This window comes from Actinomyces bowdenii (assembly GCF_017592395.1).
Classification (GTDB): Bacteria; Actinomycetota; Actinomycetes; order Actinomycetales; family Actinomycetaceae; genus Actinomyces; species Actinomyces bowdenii.
In genome coordinates this window covers 25,113-42,512 of record NZ_JAGFOU010000022.1, presented here as the reverse complement: position 1 = coordinate 42,512, position 17,400 = coordinate 25,113, and the positions used below count along the sequence as shown (strand labels likewise).

Genomic DNA, 17,400 nt, shown 5'->3' with positions numbered 1-17,400 from the left:
GTGCCCGGCGGTGAGTCAGGCCGGATCGCCGCCGCTGAGCGGCAGGTTCTCCACGGTCAGGGAGGCGCCCTCGTCCTGCGGGGGAGCGGCGATGCCCCAGACCTGGCGGTAGAAGCTGAGCTCGGCCTCGTAGTGGCGGCGGATACTGGCCGCCATGCGGAAGCCGTGGCCCTCGCCGTGGAAGACCTCCAGGGCCACCGGCGCGCCCTTGGCCCGGATGGCCTCGTGCATGAGGGTGGCCTGCTCGGCCGGGACGATGGGGTCCTCCGAGCCCTGGACCAGCAGCAGCGGTGTGGTGATGGAGTCCACGTGGGTGATGGGGCTGCGCTCGCTCAGCACCGGGTCCCGGGGGTCCTGGGTGCCGATGAGCTGGCCGATGTAATGGGACTCGAACTTGTGGGTGGTGGCGCGCAGCCGGGTCAGGTCCGCGATGCCGAAGCAGGAGGCCGCCGCGGAGAACACCTCGGTGCGGGTGATGGCCGTCAGCACCGTGAAGCCGCCGGCCGAGGACCCGCGGATGGCGATGCGGGCGGGGTCCACCAGCCCGGACTCGGCCATGAAGCGCGCGCCGCTGATGCAGTCATCAACATCATGGATCCCCCAATTGCCCTCCAGGGCCCTGCGGTACTCAGTGCCGTAGCCCATCGAGCCGCGGTAGTTGACGTCCAGGTAGGCGAAGCCGCGGCTGGTCCAGTACTGGATGCGCAGGTCGTAGCCGGGCACCGCGGTGGCCGTGGGGCCGCCGTGGACATTGACGATCAGCGGGGGCAGCTCGTCCTCGGGGCCGGTGTGATGGGCCGAGGCCGGCGGGTAGTAGAAGCCGTGGGCGGTGGCGCCGTCGGTGCTCGTCCACGAGACCGGGTCGGGGAAGGACACGCCGATGGCCTCGGGCTCGAACTCGCCCGAGCCGCGCAGCACCTGGACCCGGCCGTTCCTGACCTCCACGATGCAGGGCATGGCCAGCTCGTTGGAGGCCAGCATGACCACCCGGCCCGCCGAGCAGGCCACATTGCCGATGGGCTGCCAGCCCACGTTCCACTCCTCCAGCTCGCCGTTGGACAGCCTGATGGTGCCCAGGTGCCAGATCGCGTCGCGGGCCCAGGAGGCGATGAGGTGCTCGCCGTCCAGGACGTCGAAGGAGTGCGGCCCCAGCTGCCAGGCCGGGCAGGTGAAGGTGGCCCGGGCCGGGTGCAGGGCGCGGGTGCGCAGCTGCGCGGTCCAGCCCTCGCGGTTGGTGCCGCGGCGCGGGAAGCCCTCGGTGCGGTAGAGGTTCCAGAAGCCCGAGGAGTTCGAGCCGTGGACGAGCTCGCACTCCTCGGTCCAGCGCGGCTCGGCCACCGAGTGCCCCGCCCCGCCGTCGATGACCGCCTGATCGCCGATGGTCCCGTCGGGCTGCAGGTCCCCCACGTGCAGGGCGGCGTTGTCCCAGGGCATGCCCGGATGGTCCCAGGTGATCCAGGCCAGGTGCTCCCCATCGGGGGACAGCGCGGGGGAGGTGACGAAGTCGGTGCCGCTGACCACGGTGCGCACGGCGTCGTCGTCGCGCGCGCCCGAGCCGTCCAGGGGGATGGCCACCAGGGAGTTGACGGGCTCGCCCGGGCCCCGGTGGTCCTCGCGCACGGCGTAGACCAGGCCCCGGGCGGTGTCGATCTCCAGGTCCCCGTGGCGCACGTCCCCGTAGATCGTCAGCGGCACCAGGCCGCGCATGCGATGGGCGACGTCGTAGCGGTACAGGCGCCCGTCCCCGGCGTGGGAGACCACGATGATCCCCCCGTCCACCGCGTAGGCCCGGCCCCCGTACTCATGGACGCGGGTGCGCACGTCGACCAGCTCGTCAGCCGGGGTCAGCGGCAGCACCTCGCCGATCTGCCCATCGCCGTCGCGGCGCAGCAGGACGTTGCGGCCGGCCTGGGCGGCGCGCTGCTCCACCCAGTAGGTGTCCGGCCCGTCGACGCGCACCTGGGACAGGCGCACGGTCCTGGTGGTGATCGTTCCCGGAGTGATCGGCGAGGGCCAGGTGCCGAAGGGGGCGGTGGTGCTCATGGTTCCTCCTGGGAGGCGCGGGTCCCGGCGGCGGCTCGTGGGATCGTGCCGGCCCGGCGCTCCGGGACAGTGGCTGATGGGTGGCTGACGGGTGGCGGCCGGGGCCGCTGCGGCCCGACCATGGCACACCCTACGTCCTCGCCGTGAGCAATGTGACACCCACCCGACATCCGGTCCAGCGCTTATGCTGTTGAGCCCGAAGGGATATCCCCGGCAGACCGGGCCGCATGGCCCGGCACACTGGACGATCTGGACGATGAGAAGAGGACACCGGTGCCCCCAGCCCCACACCCCGGCCGGCGCGCCGGACGCCGCCCAGCACCCTCATCGGACCTCCTGGGCTCGGTGCGCAGCCCGGCGGACCTCAAGCGACTGACCAGCGAGGAGCTGGTGGCCCTGGCATCCCAGATCCGCCACTACCTCGTTCACAGCGTCTCGCGCACCGGCGGCCACCTGGGCCCCAACCTCGGCGTGGTCGAGCTCACCCTCGCCCTGCACCGGACCTTCGAGTCCCCCCACGACACCATCGTCTTCGACACCGGGCACCAGGCCTACGTCCACAAGCTGCTCACCGGCCGCCAGGACTTCAGCCGCCTGCGCGAGCGCGGGGGGCTGTCCGGCTACCCCGCCCGCAGCGAGTCCGTGCACGACGTCGTGGAGAACTCCCACGCCTCCACCGCGCTGTCCTGGGCCGACGGCATCGCCCGGGCCAACGCCCTGCTGGACCACCGCGACCGCCACGTGGTGGCCGTCATCGGCGACGGCGCCATGACGGGGGGCATGGCCTGGGAGGCCCTGGACAACATCGCCGTGAGCGGGGCCAGGCGCCTGGTCATCGTCGTCAACGACAACGGCCGCTCCTACGCCCCCACCATCGGGGGCCTGGCCCACCACCTCGATGCGCTGCGCACCAACCCCGGCTATGAGCGGATGCTCTCAGGGGTCAAGCGCACCCTCCTGGCCCAGGGCGCCCCCGGCCGCGCCGCCTTCGACGCCCTGCACGGGCTCAAGCGGGGGCTCAAGGACGTCCTGGTGCCCTCAGCCTTCTTCGAGGACCTCGGCATCAAGTACACCGGGCCGGTCGACGGGCACGACATCACCGCCCTGGAGTTCGCCCTGACCCGGGCCCGGGAGTACTCCCAGCCGGTCATCGTCCACGTCATCACCGCCAAGGGCCGCGGCTACACGCCCGCCGAGGAGCACAACGGCGACCGCTTCCACGCCGTGGGCCGCATCCACCCCGAGACCGGCCTGCCGGTGGTGGCCGAGCGCTTCGGGTGGACCTCGGTCTTCGCCGAGGAGATCGTGTCCCTGGCCCGCGACGATGAGCGCATCGTGGGGATCACCGCCGCCATGCAGGCCCCCGTGGGCCTCCAGCCGCTGGCCGAGGCCATGCCCGAGCGGGTCGTGGATGTGGGCATCGCCGAGCAGCACGCCCTGACCGCCTCGGCGGGCATGGCCTTCGCGGGCCTGCACCCGGTGGTCGCCCTCTACGCCACCTTCCTCAACCGGGCCTTCGACCAGGTGCTCATGGACGTCGCCCTCCACCGCGCCGGGGTCACCATCGTCCTGGACCGCGCGGGGCTGACCGGCACCGATGGCGCCAGCCACAACGGCATGTGGGACATGGCGCTGCTGGCCCACGTGCCGGGCCTGCGCCTGGCCGCGCCCCGTGACGAGGCCACGCTGCGCCAGGCCCTCAGGACGGCGGTGGGCGTCGAGGATCGCCCCACGGTCGTGCGCTACCCCAAGGGGGCGCTGCCCGAGCCGGTGGAGGCCCTGCGGGTCCTGCCGGTCCCCGAGCGCCGCGAGGGCCCCGGCGGCGCCGATGACCAAGGGCCGGACCCGGTCTTCGAGCGGGTCGACGTGCTGTGGGAGGAGCCGGCGGGGGAGGCGGAGCTGGTCATCGTCGCCGTGGGGCCCATGACGGGGGCCGCCCTTCAGGCCGCCCGCGAGCTGAGCCGCCAGGGCACCGCGGCCATGGTCCTCCACCCCCACTGGGTCATCCCCATCCCCGGCGCGCTCCTCAGCGCCGCAGCGGCCGCCCGCGCCGTGGTCGTCATCGAGGACGGCCTGGTCGACGGCGGGATCGGCTCCCAGCTGCGCGACGCCCTGGACGAGGCCCGGCAGGGGGCCCGGGAGGCGGGCCCGGACGGGGAGCGGGATCGCCCCGCCGCCCCGGCCGGCCCGGTGGTGGTGCGCCTGGGCGTACCCCGCGCCTTCCTGGGGACCGCCTCGCGCGAGCAGCTGCTGGCCGACTTCGGCATGGATGCCCCGGGAGTCATCCGTGCCGCCCGCCGCGCCCTGGAGGCCGCCGGAGTCCAGGGCTGAGCAGCGCTCCGGACCCGGTCCCGGCACGGGGCCAAGTGCGGCATGACCTGGGACCTTCGGTCACAACGGCGGGTTCGGGGGTGGGGCCGCATGCGCTGCGGGGCCGCCCCGTCCCCGGGCGGATGGGACGGCCGTCCCAGGGGCCGAGCCCGTCCCGGCGGGTCCCGGCAAGGAGGCCCCATCTGGGGCGAAGCGGTTTGTCATGGCCCGCTCCGGTGATCACAGATCGGGACTAACGTCCCCACCGCTGAGGGTGGAGGCGCCTCCTGTGAGTCATCGCACCCGCGGGTGCGGGACCACTGGCCCATCCGTCTGGGTGCGGGGCATAGGCTGGAGCCGACGGCGTGTCAGGGCGCCGCCTCGCCTCACAAGGGCGATCGCTACCGGGCGGCGCGTGGCCGCCTACGCTAGGAGGGCCAAGGATGACCACCGAGGTCACTGCAACTGCCACCACCAGCAGGGAGGACGCCTGGGAGGGGTTCGTCACCGGCCCCTGGACCGAGACCACCGACGTCCGCGACTTCATTCAGCGCAACTACCGCCCCTACGACGGCGACGCCTCCTTCCTCGCCGGGGCCACGGACAAGACCCTGCGGCTGTGGGACACCCTGGAGAAGGACTACCTCTCCGAGGAGCGCAAGGTCCGCATCCTCGACGTCGACACCCACACCCCCGCCGACATCGACGCCTTCAAGCCCGGTTACATCAGCGAGGACGACGACGTCATCGTCGGGCTGCAGACCGACTCCCCGCTCAAGCGCGCCATGATGCCCAACGGCGGCTGGCGCATGGTGGAGACCGCGATCAAGGAGGCCGGCAAGGAGGTCGACCCCGAGGTCAAGAAGATCTTCACCCAGTACCGCAAGACCCACAACGACGCGGTCTTCGACATCTACACCCCGCGCATCCGGGCCGCCCGCTCCTCGCACATCATCACCGGCCTGCCCGACGCCTACGGCCGCGGCCGCATCATCGGGGACTACCGCCGCGTGGCCCTCTACGGCGTGGACCGGCTCATCGAGCTCAAGCAGATCGCCAAGGACGAGGTGGCCGACAAGCCCTTCTCCGAGCACTGGGCGCGCTACCGCGAGGAGCACTCCGAGCAGATCAAGGCCCTCAAGAAGCTCAAGGTCATGGCCGCCTCCTACGGCTACGACATCTCCGGCCCCGCCCGCAACGCCCACGAGGCCGTGCAGTGGACCTACTTCGCCTACCTGGCCTCGGTGAAGTCCCAGGACGGCGCCGCCATGAGCATCGGGCGCCTGTCGGCCTTCCTGGACATCTACTTCGAGCGGGACCTGGCCGCGGGCCTCCTGGACGAGTCCCGGGCCCAGGAGCTCATCGACCACATGGTCATCAAGCTGCGGATCACCCGCTTCCTGCGCACCATCGACTACGACCAGATCTTCTCCGGCGACCCCTACTGGGCCACCTGGTCCGACGCGGGCTTCTCGGAGGACGGCCGCTCCCAGGTCACCAAGACCTCCTTCCGCCTGCTCCAGACCCTGCGCAACCTGGGCCCCGCCCCGGAGCCCAACATCACCATCTTCTGGGATGAGCGCCTTCCGCAGGGCTACAAGGAGTTCTGCGCCCTGATCTCCATCACCACCTCCTCCATCCAGTACGAGGCCGATGAGCAGATCCGGGAGCACTGGGGCGACGACGCCGCGATCGCCTGCTGCGTGTCGCCGATGAAGGTCGGCAAGCAGATGCAGTTCTTCGGCGCCCGCGTCAATTCCGCCAAGGCCCTGCTCTACGCCATCAACGGCGGTCGCGATGAGATGACCGGCAAGCAGGTCGTCACCGGGCTGCCCGGCATCGAGGGCGACGGCCCGCTGGACTTCGACGAGGTCTGGGACAAGTACGAGAAGATGCTCGACTGGGTGGTGGCCACCTATGTCGAGGCGCTCAACATCATCCACTACTGCCACGACCGCTACGCCTACGAGTCCATCGAGATGGCTCTGCACGACTCCGAGATCGTCCGCACCATGGGCTGCGGCATCGCGGGGCTCTCGATCGTGGCCGACTCCCTGAGCGCCATCAAGTACGCCAAGGTCACGCCGGTGCGCGACGAGACCGGCCTGGTGGTCGACTACATCACCGAGGGCGAGTTCCCCATCTACGGCAACGACGACGACCGCGCCGACGACATCGCCGCCACGGTGGTGCACACGGTCATGTCCAAGATCAAGGCCCAGCCCTTCTACCGCGACGCCATCCCCACCCAGTCGGTGCTGACGATCACCTCCAACGTCGTCTACGGCAAGGCCACCGGCAACTTCCCCTCGGGGCACCGCAAGGGCACGCCCTTCTCCCCGGGCGCCAACCCCGAGAACGGCATGGACACCCACGGCATGGTCGCCTCCATGCTCTCGGTGGGCAAGCTGGACTACAACGACGCGCTGGACGGCATCTCGCTGACCAACACCATCACCCCCCAGGGGCTGGGCCGCACCGAGGAGGAGCGGGTGGCCAACCTCGTGGGCATCCTCGACGCCGGCTTCGTCCCCGACGACTGCGCCGATATCTGAGCGGCCCGGGCCGCCGACCCATAGGACACCGACAGACAACCCATCTCACGAAAGGGGCCGATCATGGCCACATACGAAGAGCGCCTCGCCTCCATGAAGGCGCAGCGCCAGGACAACGGCGGCGTCAAGGGCCTCTACCACGCCAACATCAACGTCCTGGACCGCAACACCCTCGAGGACGCGATGGAGAACCCTGAGAAGTACCCCAACCTCACGGTGCGCGTCTCGGGCTACGCCGTCAACTTCGTCAAGCTCACCCGTGAGCAGCAGCTCGACGTCCTCGACCGCACCTTCCACTCCCAGGCCTGAGCCCGGGCACCAGCGGCCGCCCATGTCTGAGACGACGACGGCCGCGCAGGCGGGGCGGCCGGCCCCGGCAAAGCAGGGCCCCCCCCCCCCCCCGGGGGCGGCCGGGACCAGGACTTCCTGGCCCCGGCCGCCCGCCTGCGCGGGGCCGGCATCGGAGGGCTCGAGGAGCTCACCGACCTCGAGCGCTCCGAGCGCCTGGAGCGGATGCGCAGCGGCGAGCTCGGCTCGATCCACTCCTGGGAGCTGGTCACCGCTGTCGACGGCCCGGGGACCCGGATGACCGTCTTCCTCAACGGGTGCCCCCTGCGCTGCCAGTACTGCCACAACCCGGACACCTTCCTCATGAAGGACGGCGAGCCCGTGGAGGCCGCCGAGCTGCTGCGCCGCATGCGCCGCTACCGGGGGGTCTTCCGCGCCTCCAGGGGCGGCATCACCCTGTCCGGGGGGGAGGTGCTCATGCAGCCGGCCTTCGCCGCCAGGCTCCTGTCCGGGGCCAAGGCGATGGGCATCCACACCTGCATCGACACCTCGGGCTTCCTGGGGGCCAATGCCAGCGACGAGATGCTGGAGAATATCGACCTGGTGCTCCTGGACGTCAAGAGCGGGGACGAGGAGACCTACAAGCGGGTCACCGGGCGGTCCCTGGCCCCCACCATCGCCTTCGGCGACCGCCTGGCCGCCAAGGGCATCGAGATCTGGGCCCGCTTCGTCCTGGTGCCCGGCCTGACCGATGACCCGGGCAATGTCGAGAAGGTCGCCCGCATCATCGAGCGCTGGGACACCGTCTCGCGCGTCGAGGTGCTCCCCTTCCACCAGATGGGCACCGACAAGTGGGACAGCCTGGGGCTGACCTACACCCTGCGCGAGACCCGGCCGCCCGAGCCCGAGCTCGTGGAGGCCACGCGGGCCATCTTCCGCTCCCACGGCTTCACCGTGCACTGACACGTGCACCGCCGCTGGGCACTGACGCCTGGGGCCGGAGGGCCGCGGGCTCAGGCCAGGCGCTCGGCGATCCGGGGCGCGACCTGCTGGACCTGCCAGGGGCGGGCCCCCAGGGCCTCCAGGCGCTCGCCGATCGCGGCGGCACTGATGCGGGCCGCGCCGGCATCCCCATCGGCGCCCAGATCCCATGCCAGGCGGCGCTGGGCCTCCGGGGCCAGGAGGAGCTCCTGGGGCACCCTGATGGCCTCGGCGCGCTCGCGCACCGCGGCGCGCACCAGCTCCAGGGCGGAGGCCGCCCCGGCATGGTGGCGCTGCCAGGAGCGCGGCTGGGGCAGGGCCCGGGGGCCCTGGGGGGCGCGCGCCGGGGGCAGATCCTCATCGGGCATCTGCATGGCCCGCTCAATGGCGCGCCACCACAGCTCCTGGTGCTGGCGCGCCTGGCGGGAGGAGAACTCCTTGAGCGCATTCATCTTGCGCCGGGAGGTGGGACGGGCCACCGCCGCGGCCACCAGCGCCTGGTGCGGCAGCACCTTGGAGGGGGTGCGGTCCAGCTCGGCGGCCAGCTGCTCGCGGGCCGTCCACAGCTCACGCAGGATCGCCAGGGACCTGGGGGAGCGCACCGCCCGGCCCGCCCGCGGGGTCTTGCGCCACGGGTCGATCTTGGCCGGTCGCGGTGGGCGGGTGCGCACGTACTCGAACTCCTGGTCCGCCCACTGGGTCTTGCCGGCATCCTCCAGCTCCTGGGCCAGGGCCGCGCGCAGCTCGATGAGGAGCTCGACGTCCAGGGCGGCGTAGATGAGCCAGGAGCGCGGCAGCGGGCGGGTCGACCAGTCGGCCGCCGCATGATCCTTGGCCAGGCGCAGCCCCAGCGTCTCCTCGATGACCGCCCCCAGGCCCACATGGGCGCGGCCCAGCAGGCGGGCCGCCAGCTCGGTGTCGAACAGGCGGGCCGGGTGCAGCCCCAGGGCGTTGAGGCAGGCCAGGTCCTGGTCGGCGGCGTGCAGGATCCACTCGGGCTCGCGCAGGGCGAGTCCCAGACCGCCGAGGTCGCCAGCTCCCACCGGGTCGATGAGGAGGGTGCCCGCGCCCTGTCGGCGCAGCTGGACGAGGTAGGCGTCCTGGCCGTAGCGGAAGCCCGAGGCCCGCTCGGCATCCACGGCCACCGGGCCCGATCCCCGTGACAGCGCCGCCACCGCGGCGGCCAGGGCCCGGGGGGTGTCGGTGACCCCGGGCAGCCCCTCGCGCGGGAAGGTGCAGTCGACGACCTGCTCCGCGGGGATGGGGTGATCCGTCGTTCCCGGCACACGGGCGGGCACGGCGCCGCGGTGGCTCACCTGCGGACCCCGGCCAGGCTGAAGGGGCGCACCGGGGCCGGCTCATGGCCCGAGGCCATGAGGACCAGCTCGTACCAGGCGGTCAGATGGGGCCCGAGATCGGCCGTGGTGGGGGACCATGAGGCCCTGATCTCAGCGTGCCCGCAGGAGTCGCTGATCCTCAGCCCGCCAAAGGTCTCCGACAGCACCCGGGTCACCGTGCCCACCAGGTCATGGTAGCCGGCGCCGGCGTCGTCGAGGCAATCGGTGAGCCAGGACCAGGCGGCCTGTCCCAGGGCCGGATCGTCCTGGACCTCGTCGTCGAGCTGGGATCGGACCATGGCCACCATGCGGAAGTCGGAGTTCCAGGCCTCCTGCCCGGCAGGATCATGGAGGATGACGAATCGGCCCGAGCCCACCGGTGAGCCGCCCGCATGGCGGACGGTCTCCGCTGTCAGCGCAGCGGTGTAGGGGGCCATGCGCGCAGGGCCGGGCACCTCCTCCAGCAGGAGGCCGCGCGGGCGCGGCGTGGCGCGCACGGAGAGCAGCGCCTCCTTGAAGCGCCCGGGTATTCCCTGCGCCTCGTCATCCTGCGGCCTACGACTGCCTGTCACGGCATGAACGCTAGCGGGGCGCCCCCTGGGCCCCGTGGTGCCACGCCGCGCACGGATGATTGCAATCCGCGAACCGCGTGGCACCCGCCTCACGGCGCTGATGGCCGCAGGACGGCCGGTATGTTGCGTTATCGTGATCCACCCAATCGCTTCCGGCGTTGAGCTCGCGCCCTGGCCCCGCACGGCAGGGCCGGCGGCCCGCGGCCGCCGCCACGGCACGGAGCAGGGGCCCACGGGCCCCGAGGAGCACGAGGAGGTAGGCGTGGACACCCCCACCGGAGCCCGTCAGGGCCATCGCCCGCAGGAGGAGCGGGCTCCCGACCTGCTCCCGGTCCTCCTGGGCGGGGATATCGGCGTCTATGCCCTGGCGCGCTGCTTCCACGAGGCCTACGGCGTGCGCCCGGTGTGCATCGCCCCGCACCCCACCGAGATCCTCACCCGCTCCAGCATCGTGCGCACTGTGGCCCTGGGGGAGAACGGCGAGCCCCAGGACTATGTGGCCGCGGCCCTGGAGGAGGCCAGGCGGGCCCCCGGGGCCCGCCGCATCCTCATGGCCAACACCGACTGGCACATCCGCCTCATCAACGACCACCGCGATGCGCTGGAGGAGCACTTCGCCATCCCGGCGCCCGGCCCCCGGGCCACGGCCGCGGTCTCCGACAAGGCCGTCTTCGCCGACCTGTGCCACCAGCTGGGCGTCCAGACCCCTGAGACCGTCGTCCAGGACTTCGCCGCCGCCGATGACCCCGGCTGGCGGCCCGCGGAGGTGGACCACCTGGGATACCCCCTCATCGCCAAGCCCGCCTCCTCGGCGCAGTACAACGACCTGCGCATGCCGGGCAAGAGGAAGGTCTTCGTCCTCCAGGACCCCGCCGAGGCCTCGGCCCTGTGGGAGGCCCTGCGCCGGGCCGGCTTCCGGGGCCGCTTCCTGGCCCAGGAGCTCATCGAGGGCGACGACGCCTCCATGCGCTCCCTGACCCTCTACGTCGACTCCCGGGGGCGCGCCGCCCTGACCGGCTCGGCCCGCGTGCTCCTGGAGGACCACGCCCCCACCATGCTGGGGAACCCGGTGGCGATGATCACCGAGCCCTTCGAGGAGCTCATGGAGCCCGCGGCCCGTCTCCTGGCGCACCTGGGCTACACCGGCTTCGCCAACTGCGACATCAAGGTCGACCCGCGCACCGGGCGGGCCCTCTTCCTGGAGATCAACCCCCGCATCGGCCGGAACTGCTACTACATGGCCGCGGCCGGGGCGAACCCGATCATCCCGGCGGTGCGCGACCTGGTCCTGGGCCGTGAGCCCGGCCGGCAGCGCCTGGAGGAGGAGGTCCTCTACAGCCTGGTGCCCCACCGGCTGCTGCGGCGCTACCTGCGCGAGCCGGCCCTGCGGCGCCGGGTCGATGAGCTCATCGGCCGGGGCCGCACCGCCAACCCCCTGCGCTACCGCCGGGACCGCTCACTGCGGCGCGCACTGGTGGTGGCCGCCCAGGAGCTCAACCAGTACCGGAAGTTCGCCCGCTACTACCCGCGCCCCACGGACTCCTCCTTCTGAACCACCGACCCGACCCTTCGATGACCAGCGACGAGAGGCCCACCATGACCAGCACCCGACCCCCCGGCCGCGAGCGTGCGCGCATCCGCGAGGTGGACTGGGAGACCTTCCGCACCATCGCCTCCTCAGCCGGCGCCGCCCTGCCGATCGAGCAGACGGCGGTGTGGGACTCCTTCGACATCACCGCCCAGGGCCGTGAGCCCTGGGGGCGGGTGGTCTACCGGGACCGCCGGGGCCGCGACCGGGCCCTGGTGTCCCTGGCGCGCATGAGCGTGCGCGGCTTCCCCTACCTGTGGGCCCGGCACGGCCCGGTGTGGCTGGGGGCCGAGCCCACCGCCGGCGAGGAGCAGGAGCTGCGCGACCTGCTGACCCGCGGGGTGGGGCGGCGCGACCCGCGGGTGGTCTTCCTGCGCCTGCACGCCGCCTCCCCGGGGCCGGACTGCCATGAGCTCCTCCAGACGATGACCTACGACCGCACCGTCATCATCGATCTCGACCACCCCGACGACGAGGCACTCCTGGCCTCCTTCAAGCCCCGGGGCCGGCGCGACGTGCGCAAGGCGCTGCGCAATGAGGAGCTGACCTTCCACGATGAGACCTCCCAGGCCGAGGACGTCTTCGGCGAGCTCTACGAGATCCTCACCGAGACCGGCGAGCGCGACGGCTTCCGGGCCGCGCCGGAGGAGACCTACCGCACCATGCTGCGCGCCCTGGGCCCCGGGCACGCCCGCCTGTTCGTGGCGCGCCGCCGGGGCCAGGAGGCCCTGGCATGGTCCCTGGTGACGGTCTACGGCGATGGCGCGGTGCGCTACTACGCGGGCTCCTCGGCGGCGGGACGCCGGATGCGGGCCACCGACGCCCTGCTGTACCGGGAGGCCTGCCTGCTGCGCGCCGAGGGCGTGCGCCACTACGACCTCATGGGCGTGGACTCCGAGCGGGTCCCCGAGCTGGCCGGGGTCCGGGAGTTCAAGAGCAAGTTCGCTCCCCAGGGCCCGGTGGACGTCCCCGGTGCCTGGGATGTGCCCGTGCGCCCCCTGCTCCACACCGCGCTGGTCAAGGCCATGGGCCTCAAATGGGGCCTCAAGCGGGGACTGGACCGGCAGGCGGGCAAGAGTGGCGAGAGTGACGGCAAGGGCGGCGGCGGGAAGGGCCGGAAGGGCTCGGAGCCCGGCTCAGGGCGATGAGGCCCCGGGGCGGGCGATGAGGCTTGCCCCGGGACCCAGCTCCCGGGGGCCGCGGGGCCCCTGCCCCCACGACAGCAGCGGCCGCAGGCCGTCGGGCAGGGGGCGCGGGGACGGCGAGAGGTTGACCGCCACCACGAGGTCCTCATAGGCCACGGTGATGAGGCCCTCGGCCTCCTCGACCCGGGGCCAGGCCCGGCGTCGGGACCAGCCCAGGCGGCGGCGCAGGGCGATGAGGCCCCGGTACCACTCCAGCATGCGCGCATGCGCCTGCCGGGCGGGCTCCTCCCAGTCCAGGCGGGAGGCCTCCACCGTGGCCGGATCCTGGGGATCGGGGATCTGCTCGGCCCGCCATCCGAACTCCGCGAACTCCTGGATGCGACCGGCGCTGACCCCCGCCGCCAGGCCCGGATCGTCGTGGTCGGTGAAGAACTGGAAGGGGGTGCGCGTCCCCCACTCCTCTCCCATGAAGATCATGGGGGTGTAGGGGCTGAGCAGCAGCAGGGCGGCCTGAGCCGCCAGGGCGTCGTCATCCAGGCCCTGGGAGGGGCGGTCGCCCGCCGCCCGGTTGCCCACCTGGTCGTGGTTGGAGGCGAAGACGACGAAGCGCCGCGGGTCGGTCCCCTCGGGCACCGGCGCCCCCCAGTCCCGCCCCCGGAAGCTCGACCAGCCGCCGTCGTGCAGGAAGGCCCGGCCGTAGGCCTTGACCCAGGCGCCGGGCTCGGCGAAGTCGGCGTAGTAGCCCTGCGCCTCCCCGGTCAGGCGCGCGTGCAGGGCGTGGTGGACGTCGTCGGCCCACTGGGCGCTCATCCCCAGGGCCGGCACAGTGGTGGTCGTGGGCGTCCCGGTGGGGGAGATGACGGCGACGTCGTTGAGGTCGGACTCGGCCACCAGGCCCAGTGGGCGCCCCAGCTCGCGGGACAGCTCGGCCACGGCGTCGGAGAGCTCGGCGAGCACATGGCGCTCGGAGTCATCGACGATGGCGTGGATGGCGTCCAGGCGCAGGGCGTCGAGGTGGAAGTCCTCCAGCCAGCGCAGGGCGGCGTCGATGACGTAGGCCCGCACCTGGGTCGAGCCCTCCTGGTCGAAGTTGACCGCCTCACCCCAGGGCGTGTGGTGCGCCCCGGTGAAGTAGGGGCCGAAGACGCTGAGGTAGTTGCCCGAGGGGCCCAGGTGGTTGTAGACGACGTCGAGGCACACCCCGATCCCGGCCCGGTGGGCGGCGTCCACGAAGGCCGCCAGGGCCCGCGGCCCGCCATAGCCCTCATGCACCGCCCACAGGCTCACCCCGTCATAGCCCCAGCCGGCCCGGCCGGGGAAGGGCGCCAGCGGCATGAGCTCGATCATGTCCACGCCCAGGGCGGCCAGGTGGTCCAGGCGGTCGATGGCCGCCTCCAGGGTGCCGGCGGGGGTGAAGGTGCCCACGTGCAGCTCGTAGATGACGCTGCCCAGCACCTCGCGCCCCGGCCAGGCGGCGTCGCTCCACAGCGTCTCGTCCCAGGCGGAGGCATCCACCCGGCGCGAGGGGCCGTGCACGCCGTAGGGCTGACGGGCGCTGCGCGGATCGGGGCGGTCGGGGGAGCCGTCGACCCGGAAGGCGTAGTCGGTGCCGTCGGGCACCTCCACCGGGGAGGACCACCAGCCGCCCTCGCCCCGCTCCATGGGCACCAGCTCACCGGTGGCGGGCAGGTGCAGCTCGACGAGCGAGGCCGCGGGGGCCCACACCGGCACGCGGGGGCCCGGGGCGGGCGCGGGGGAGGTGCGGCGCCTCATGACCGGCCCCCCGGCCCGCCCGCGCCCTGCTCCGCCCCGGCCTCGACGTGCTCGCACTGGTCGACTCGGGCCAGCACGGCCACCGGCTCCTCGCCGATGACCTCGGACAGCTGCTGGGAGCCGCCCCGGCAGCAGGCGCCGGAGAGCACGTCGTGCCAGATGCCCTCGGGCAGGACCACGGTCTCCTGGCGCCAGCCGCCCAGCTGCTCCAGGCGCCGGTGCAGGCGCCTGGCGATGACCACGACATCGGGCCGCCCGTCGAGCAGCCTGGTGTAGGCGAAGGCCAGGGAGGTGGTCACCGGGATCGCCCGGTAGCCCGAGCGCGGCCCGACGAAGGTGTCGGGACGGGCGGCCCGCAGGCGCGCCAGGCGCGAGACGAGGAAGAGCTTGTCCTCATCCAGGCTCCGGGGCCCCTGCCCGGCATCGAGGCGCTCGAGCATGGGGATGAGGCCCGAGGCGCCGGTGTAGTCCACGGGACGGCGGTTGTCGGGGTCCACCAGGGAGGTGCGGGTGGTCTCGCTGCCCTGGTAGACATCGGCCACCCCCAGCCAGGTCAGGGCCACCGCCTTGCTGGCCAGGATCGTCGAGCGCACCGCGCGGGCGGTCAGCGCCGCGAAGGCGCCCATCTCCCGGGCCACGGCCTCATCGGTGAGCAGGTGGGCGGCGTAGTCGGTCAGGGCCTTCTCCCGGGCCTCATCCGGGGAGGTCCAGCTCGTCCAGGTCTTCTGCTCGCGGGAGGCCTTGATGAGGTAGGCGCTCAGGCGCCCGATGTCCATGGGGTCGTCGGAGTCGGGGGCCCAGGTGCCCCACAGGGTCTGCCACAGCAGGTTCTCGCTGCGACCGTCGAGGTCCACCGGTCGGGCCTGGGCGGTGGCCGCGCGCAGGCGGTGGACCAGGTCCACCCACTCCTGGGAGTAGGAGGCCAGCACATCCAGGCGGGCCCGCACATCCTCCCCGCGCTTGGTGTCATGGGTGGTGGAGGTCACCATCGTGCTGGGCCAGACCTCCTGGGTGCGGCTGGCCCAGGCGTGGGCCTCATCGGCGCTGATGTCGAAGCCGACCGGGTTCCCGCCCACCTCGGTGAGGCTGGTCAGGTGGGTCCAGCGGTAGAAGGCGGTGTCCTCCACGCCCTTGGCCGTCACCGCCCCGCACACCTGCTGGAAGCGGATGACCGCCTCAGCGCGCCCGGGGGAGTCGGACAGGCCCTCGGAGCCCACGGGCTCGCCCAGCAGGATGGCCACCACCAGGTCCAGGGTCTGGCCCTGGTCGGCCTCCAGGCGGGTGCGGGCCCGCTCGGCGTCGCTGCGCAGGACCGCGGCCGTCTCCGGGCCGGGTGCTGTGCCCGGCACCACGTAGGCCCGGTACTGGTCGGCGGCCACCAGCAGCTCGACGACGCAGTCGCGCAGATCCCGGAAGGTGTGGTCGCGCAGGCGCACGTCCTGGGAGGTCAGCGAGGCCAGGATCCGGGCCAGGCGGTCGACCTCGGAGGCCAGGGAGCCGGAGATGATCTCCCTCTTGGCCTCCTCCACGACACGGTCGTAGTCCACCGGGGCCTCACCGGTGAGCTCCTGCATGAGGGCGCCCAGCTGCCCGGCGCCCGAGCCGTCGACCTGGAGCTGGTCGATGCGCCAGGCGGCGTCGTAGCCGGTGGTTCCCGCCACGCTCCAGGTGGGGGGCAGGGCCTCGGTGGGGGCCAGGATCTTCTCGGCGGCGATCCACGCGCCCCCGCTGGCCGTGAAGAGCTGGTCGAGGTAGCCGCCCGGATCGGCCAGGCCATCGGGGTGGTCCACCCTCAGGGCATCGATGACCCCCTGGTCCATCAGCTCCAGGAGCAGGGCGTGGGAGCCGGCGAAGACCTCCGGGTCCTCCACCCGGATGGCCGCCAGGGTGCCGACGTCGAAGAAGCGCCGGTAGTTGATCTCCTCATCGCCCACCTTCCAGTAGGCCAGGCGGTAGTGCTGGCGCTCGACCAGCACGTGCATGGGAAGATGCTCGGTGCCCTCGGCCACGGGGAAGGCCTGGTCGTAGTAGCGCAGCACCCACTGCTCGCCCCCCTCCTCCTGGCCCGGGACCACCATCCTCTCCAGGACCAGCTCCTCATCGGCCAGGACCTGGCCGATGCGCGCCCCCAGCACGGGCATGAGGATCGGCTCATCGACCGAGACGTCGAACCAGGCGGCGAAGGGCGACTGGGCGCCCTCGCGCAGCACCGACCACAGGGGCAGGTTGTGCCAGGCGGGGGTGGGCACCGCCATGTGGTTGGGGACGATGTCCACCACCACGCCCATATGCGCCTCATGGGCCTTGCGGGCCAGCGCCTCCAGGCCCGCCCTCCCGCCCATGATCCCGCTGATGCGCCGGTGGTCCACGACGTCGTAGCCGTGGGTCGAGCCCGGTGCGGCGGTCAGGACGGGGGACAGGTAGAGGTCCGTGACCCCCAGGGCCGCCAGGTAGGGGATGAGCGCCTGGGCGTCGGCGAAGGTCATCCGCTCGCCCATCTGGAGGCGGTAGGTGGTCACCGGGGTGCGGCGCCGATCATGGGGCACATGCCCCGACCAGGGCGCGTAGCCGGCCGCCTGGCCCCCGGGGCTCACCCCCGCCCCGGCCTCCACGGGCTCATGCCCCGAGGCGGCCGCCGAGGCCGTCCGGTCCGGGGCCTGCGTGCCGGTCGGGGGGTGGGGCCTGTCACTCGTGTTGTCCATGTCCAGCTCCGTCAGTGTCCGGTGTCGGTCTTGGCTCGGTGGTGTCGTGTCGGTCGGTGTGAGGCGGCGCGCCGTCCCCTCGGGCGGGGCCCGGGGCCGCGATGCG

11 protein-coding genes are annotated in these 17,400 nt (G+C 72.7%); 6 read left to right on the top strand and 5 right to left on the bottom strand.

The genetic code is table 11. The annotated features are described in order from the left end of the window. Window positions 1–15 precede the first annotated feature (15 nt). Window positions 16–2,043 (bottom strand): alpha/beta hydrolase family protein, encoded by a 2,028-nt coding sequence (locus J5X07_RS10085; protein ID WP_124934634.1) that lies wholly within the window; start codon window positions 2,041–2,043, stop codon window positions 16–18. Window positions 2,044–2,316: 273 nt separating this feature from the next. On the opposite strand from J5X07_RS10085, the gene dxs reads away from it, so the two are divergent. The 4 genes from dxs (at window position 2,317) to pflA (ending at window position 8,159) form a co-directional block, all read left to right on the top strand. Further along, window positions 2,317–4,374, top strand: a complete 2,058-nt coding sequence (gene dxs / locus J5X07_RS10080) for a 1-deoxy-D-xylulose-5-phosphate synthase (RefSeq protein ID WP_208479712.1) — start codon at window positions 2,317–2,319, stop codon at window positions 4,372–4,374. Window positions 4,375–4,796: 422 nt separating this feature from the next. Then, window positions 4,797–6,908 carry a pyruvate formate lyase family protein gene (locus J5X07_RS10075; RefSeq protein WP_208479711.1) on the top strand — a complete coding sequence of 704 codons (2,112 nt, stop codon included), beginning with the start codon at window positions 4,797–4,799 and terminating at the stop codon, window positions 6,906–6,908. A gap of 63 nt (window positions 6,909–6,971) precedes the next feature. After that, window positions 6,972–7,217, top strand: a complete 246-nt coding sequence (grcA2, locus tag J5X07_RS10070; RefSeq protein ID WP_124934631.1) for an autonomous glycyl radical cofactor GrcA2 — start codon at window positions 6,972–6,974, stop codon at window positions 7,215–7,217. A gap of 204 nt (window positions 7,218–7,421) precedes the next feature. Then, the gene (pflA, locus tag J5X07_RS10065) at window positions 7,422–8,159 is read left to right on the top strand and encodes a pyruvate formate-lyase-activating protein (protein ID WP_243896702.1); all 738 of its coding nucleotides are present in this window, start codon (window positions 7,422–7,424) and stop codon (window positions 8,157–8,159) included. Window positions 8,160–8,209: 50 nt separating this feature from the next. Here pflA and J5X07_RS10060 read toward each other — a convergent pair whose 3' ends face one another. Both J5X07_RS10060 and J5X07_RS10055 read right to left on the bottom strand, forming a co-directional pair. Continuing rightward, on the bottom strand, window positions 8,210–9,493 hold the full coding sequence (locus J5X07_RS10060; protein ID WP_244925137.1) for an HRDC domain-containing protein: 1,284 nt from the start codon (window positions 9,491–9,493) through the stop codon (window positions 8,210–8,212). After that, window positions 9,490–10,086: a DUF3000 domain-containing protein gene (locus J5X07_RS10055; RefSeq protein WP_208479710.1), complete on the bottom strand. Its 597-nt coding sequence runs from the start codon at window positions 10,084–10,086 to the stop codon at window positions 9,490–9,492. Before J5X07_RS10055 ends, J5X07_RS10060 begins: the two co-directional genes overlap by 4 nt. A 262-nt stretch (window positions 10,087–10,348) precedes the next feature. Between J5X07_RS10055 and J5X07_RS10050 the strand changes: the two genes are divergently transcribed. Together J5X07_RS10050 and J5X07_RS10045 are read left to right on the top strand one after the other, a co-directional pair. Beyond that, complete coding sequence (locus tag J5X07_RS10050; RefSeq protein ID WP_244925136.1) at window positions 10,349–11,638, top strand: carboxylate--amine ligase; 1,290 nt, start codon at window positions 10,349–10,351, stop codon at window positions 11,636–11,638. A gap of 44 nt (window positions 11,639–11,682) precedes the next feature. Beyond that, entirely contained in the window at window positions 11,683–12,822 is a 1,140-nt protein-coding gene (locus J5X07_RS10045) for a lipid II:glycine glycyltransferase FemX (protein WP_208479708.1), read from the top strand. On the opposite strand, the gene treZ is transcribed toward J5X07_RS10045, so the two are convergent. Together treZ and treY are read right to left on the bottom strand one after the other, a co-directional pair. After that, a complete protein-coding gene (gene treZ, locus J5X07_RS10040; RefSeq protein WP_208479707.1) occupies window positions 12,811–14,592 on the bottom strand; it encodes a malto-oligosyltrehalose trehalohydrolase in 1,782 nt (593 codons plus the stop codon). The two genes, J5X07_RS10045 and treZ, sit on opposite strands and share 12 nt — an antisense overlap. Then, complete coding sequence (treY, locus tag J5X07_RS10035; protein ID WP_124934626.1) at window positions 14,589–17,294, bottom strand: malto-oligosyltrehalose synthase; 2,706 nt, start codon at window positions 17,292–17,294, stop codon at window positions 14,589–14,591. Before treY ends, treZ begins: the two co-directional genes overlap by 4 nt. Between the last annotated feature and the right edge of the window lie 106 nt (window positions 17,295–17,400).

What these genes read in the sequence shown, in the direction of transcription:
- J5X07_RS10085 (WP_124934634.1), bottom strand. Translation starts at nt 2,043, where the DNA reads ATGAGCACCACCGCCCCCTTCGGCACCTGGCCCTCGCCGATCACTCCG.
- J5X07_RS10075 (WP_208479711.1), top strand. Translation starts at nt 4,797, where the DNA reads ATGACCACCGAGGTCACTGCAACTGCCACCACCAGCAGGGAGGACGCC.
- grcA2 (WP_124934631.1), top strand. Translation starts at nt 6,972, where the DNA reads ATGGCCACATACGAAGAGCGCCTCGCCTCCATGAAGGCGCAGCGCCAG.
- pflA (WP_243896702.1), top strand. Translation starts at nt 7,422, where the DNA reads ATGCGCAGCGGCGAGCTCGGCTCGATCCACTCCTGGGAGCTGGTCACC.
- J5X07_RS10045 (WP_208479708.1), top strand. Translation starts at nt 11,683, where the DNA reads ATGACCAGCACCCGACCCCCCGGCCGCGAGCGTGCGCGCATCCGCGAG.
- treZ (WP_208479707.1), bottom strand. Translation starts at nt 14,592, where the DNA reads ATGAGGCGCCGCACCTCCCCCGCGCCCGCCCCGGGCCCCCGCGTGCCG.
- treY (WP_124934626.1), bottom strand. Translation starts at nt 17,294, where the DNA reads ATGGACAACACGAGTGACAGGCCCCACCCCCCGACCGGCACGCAGGCC.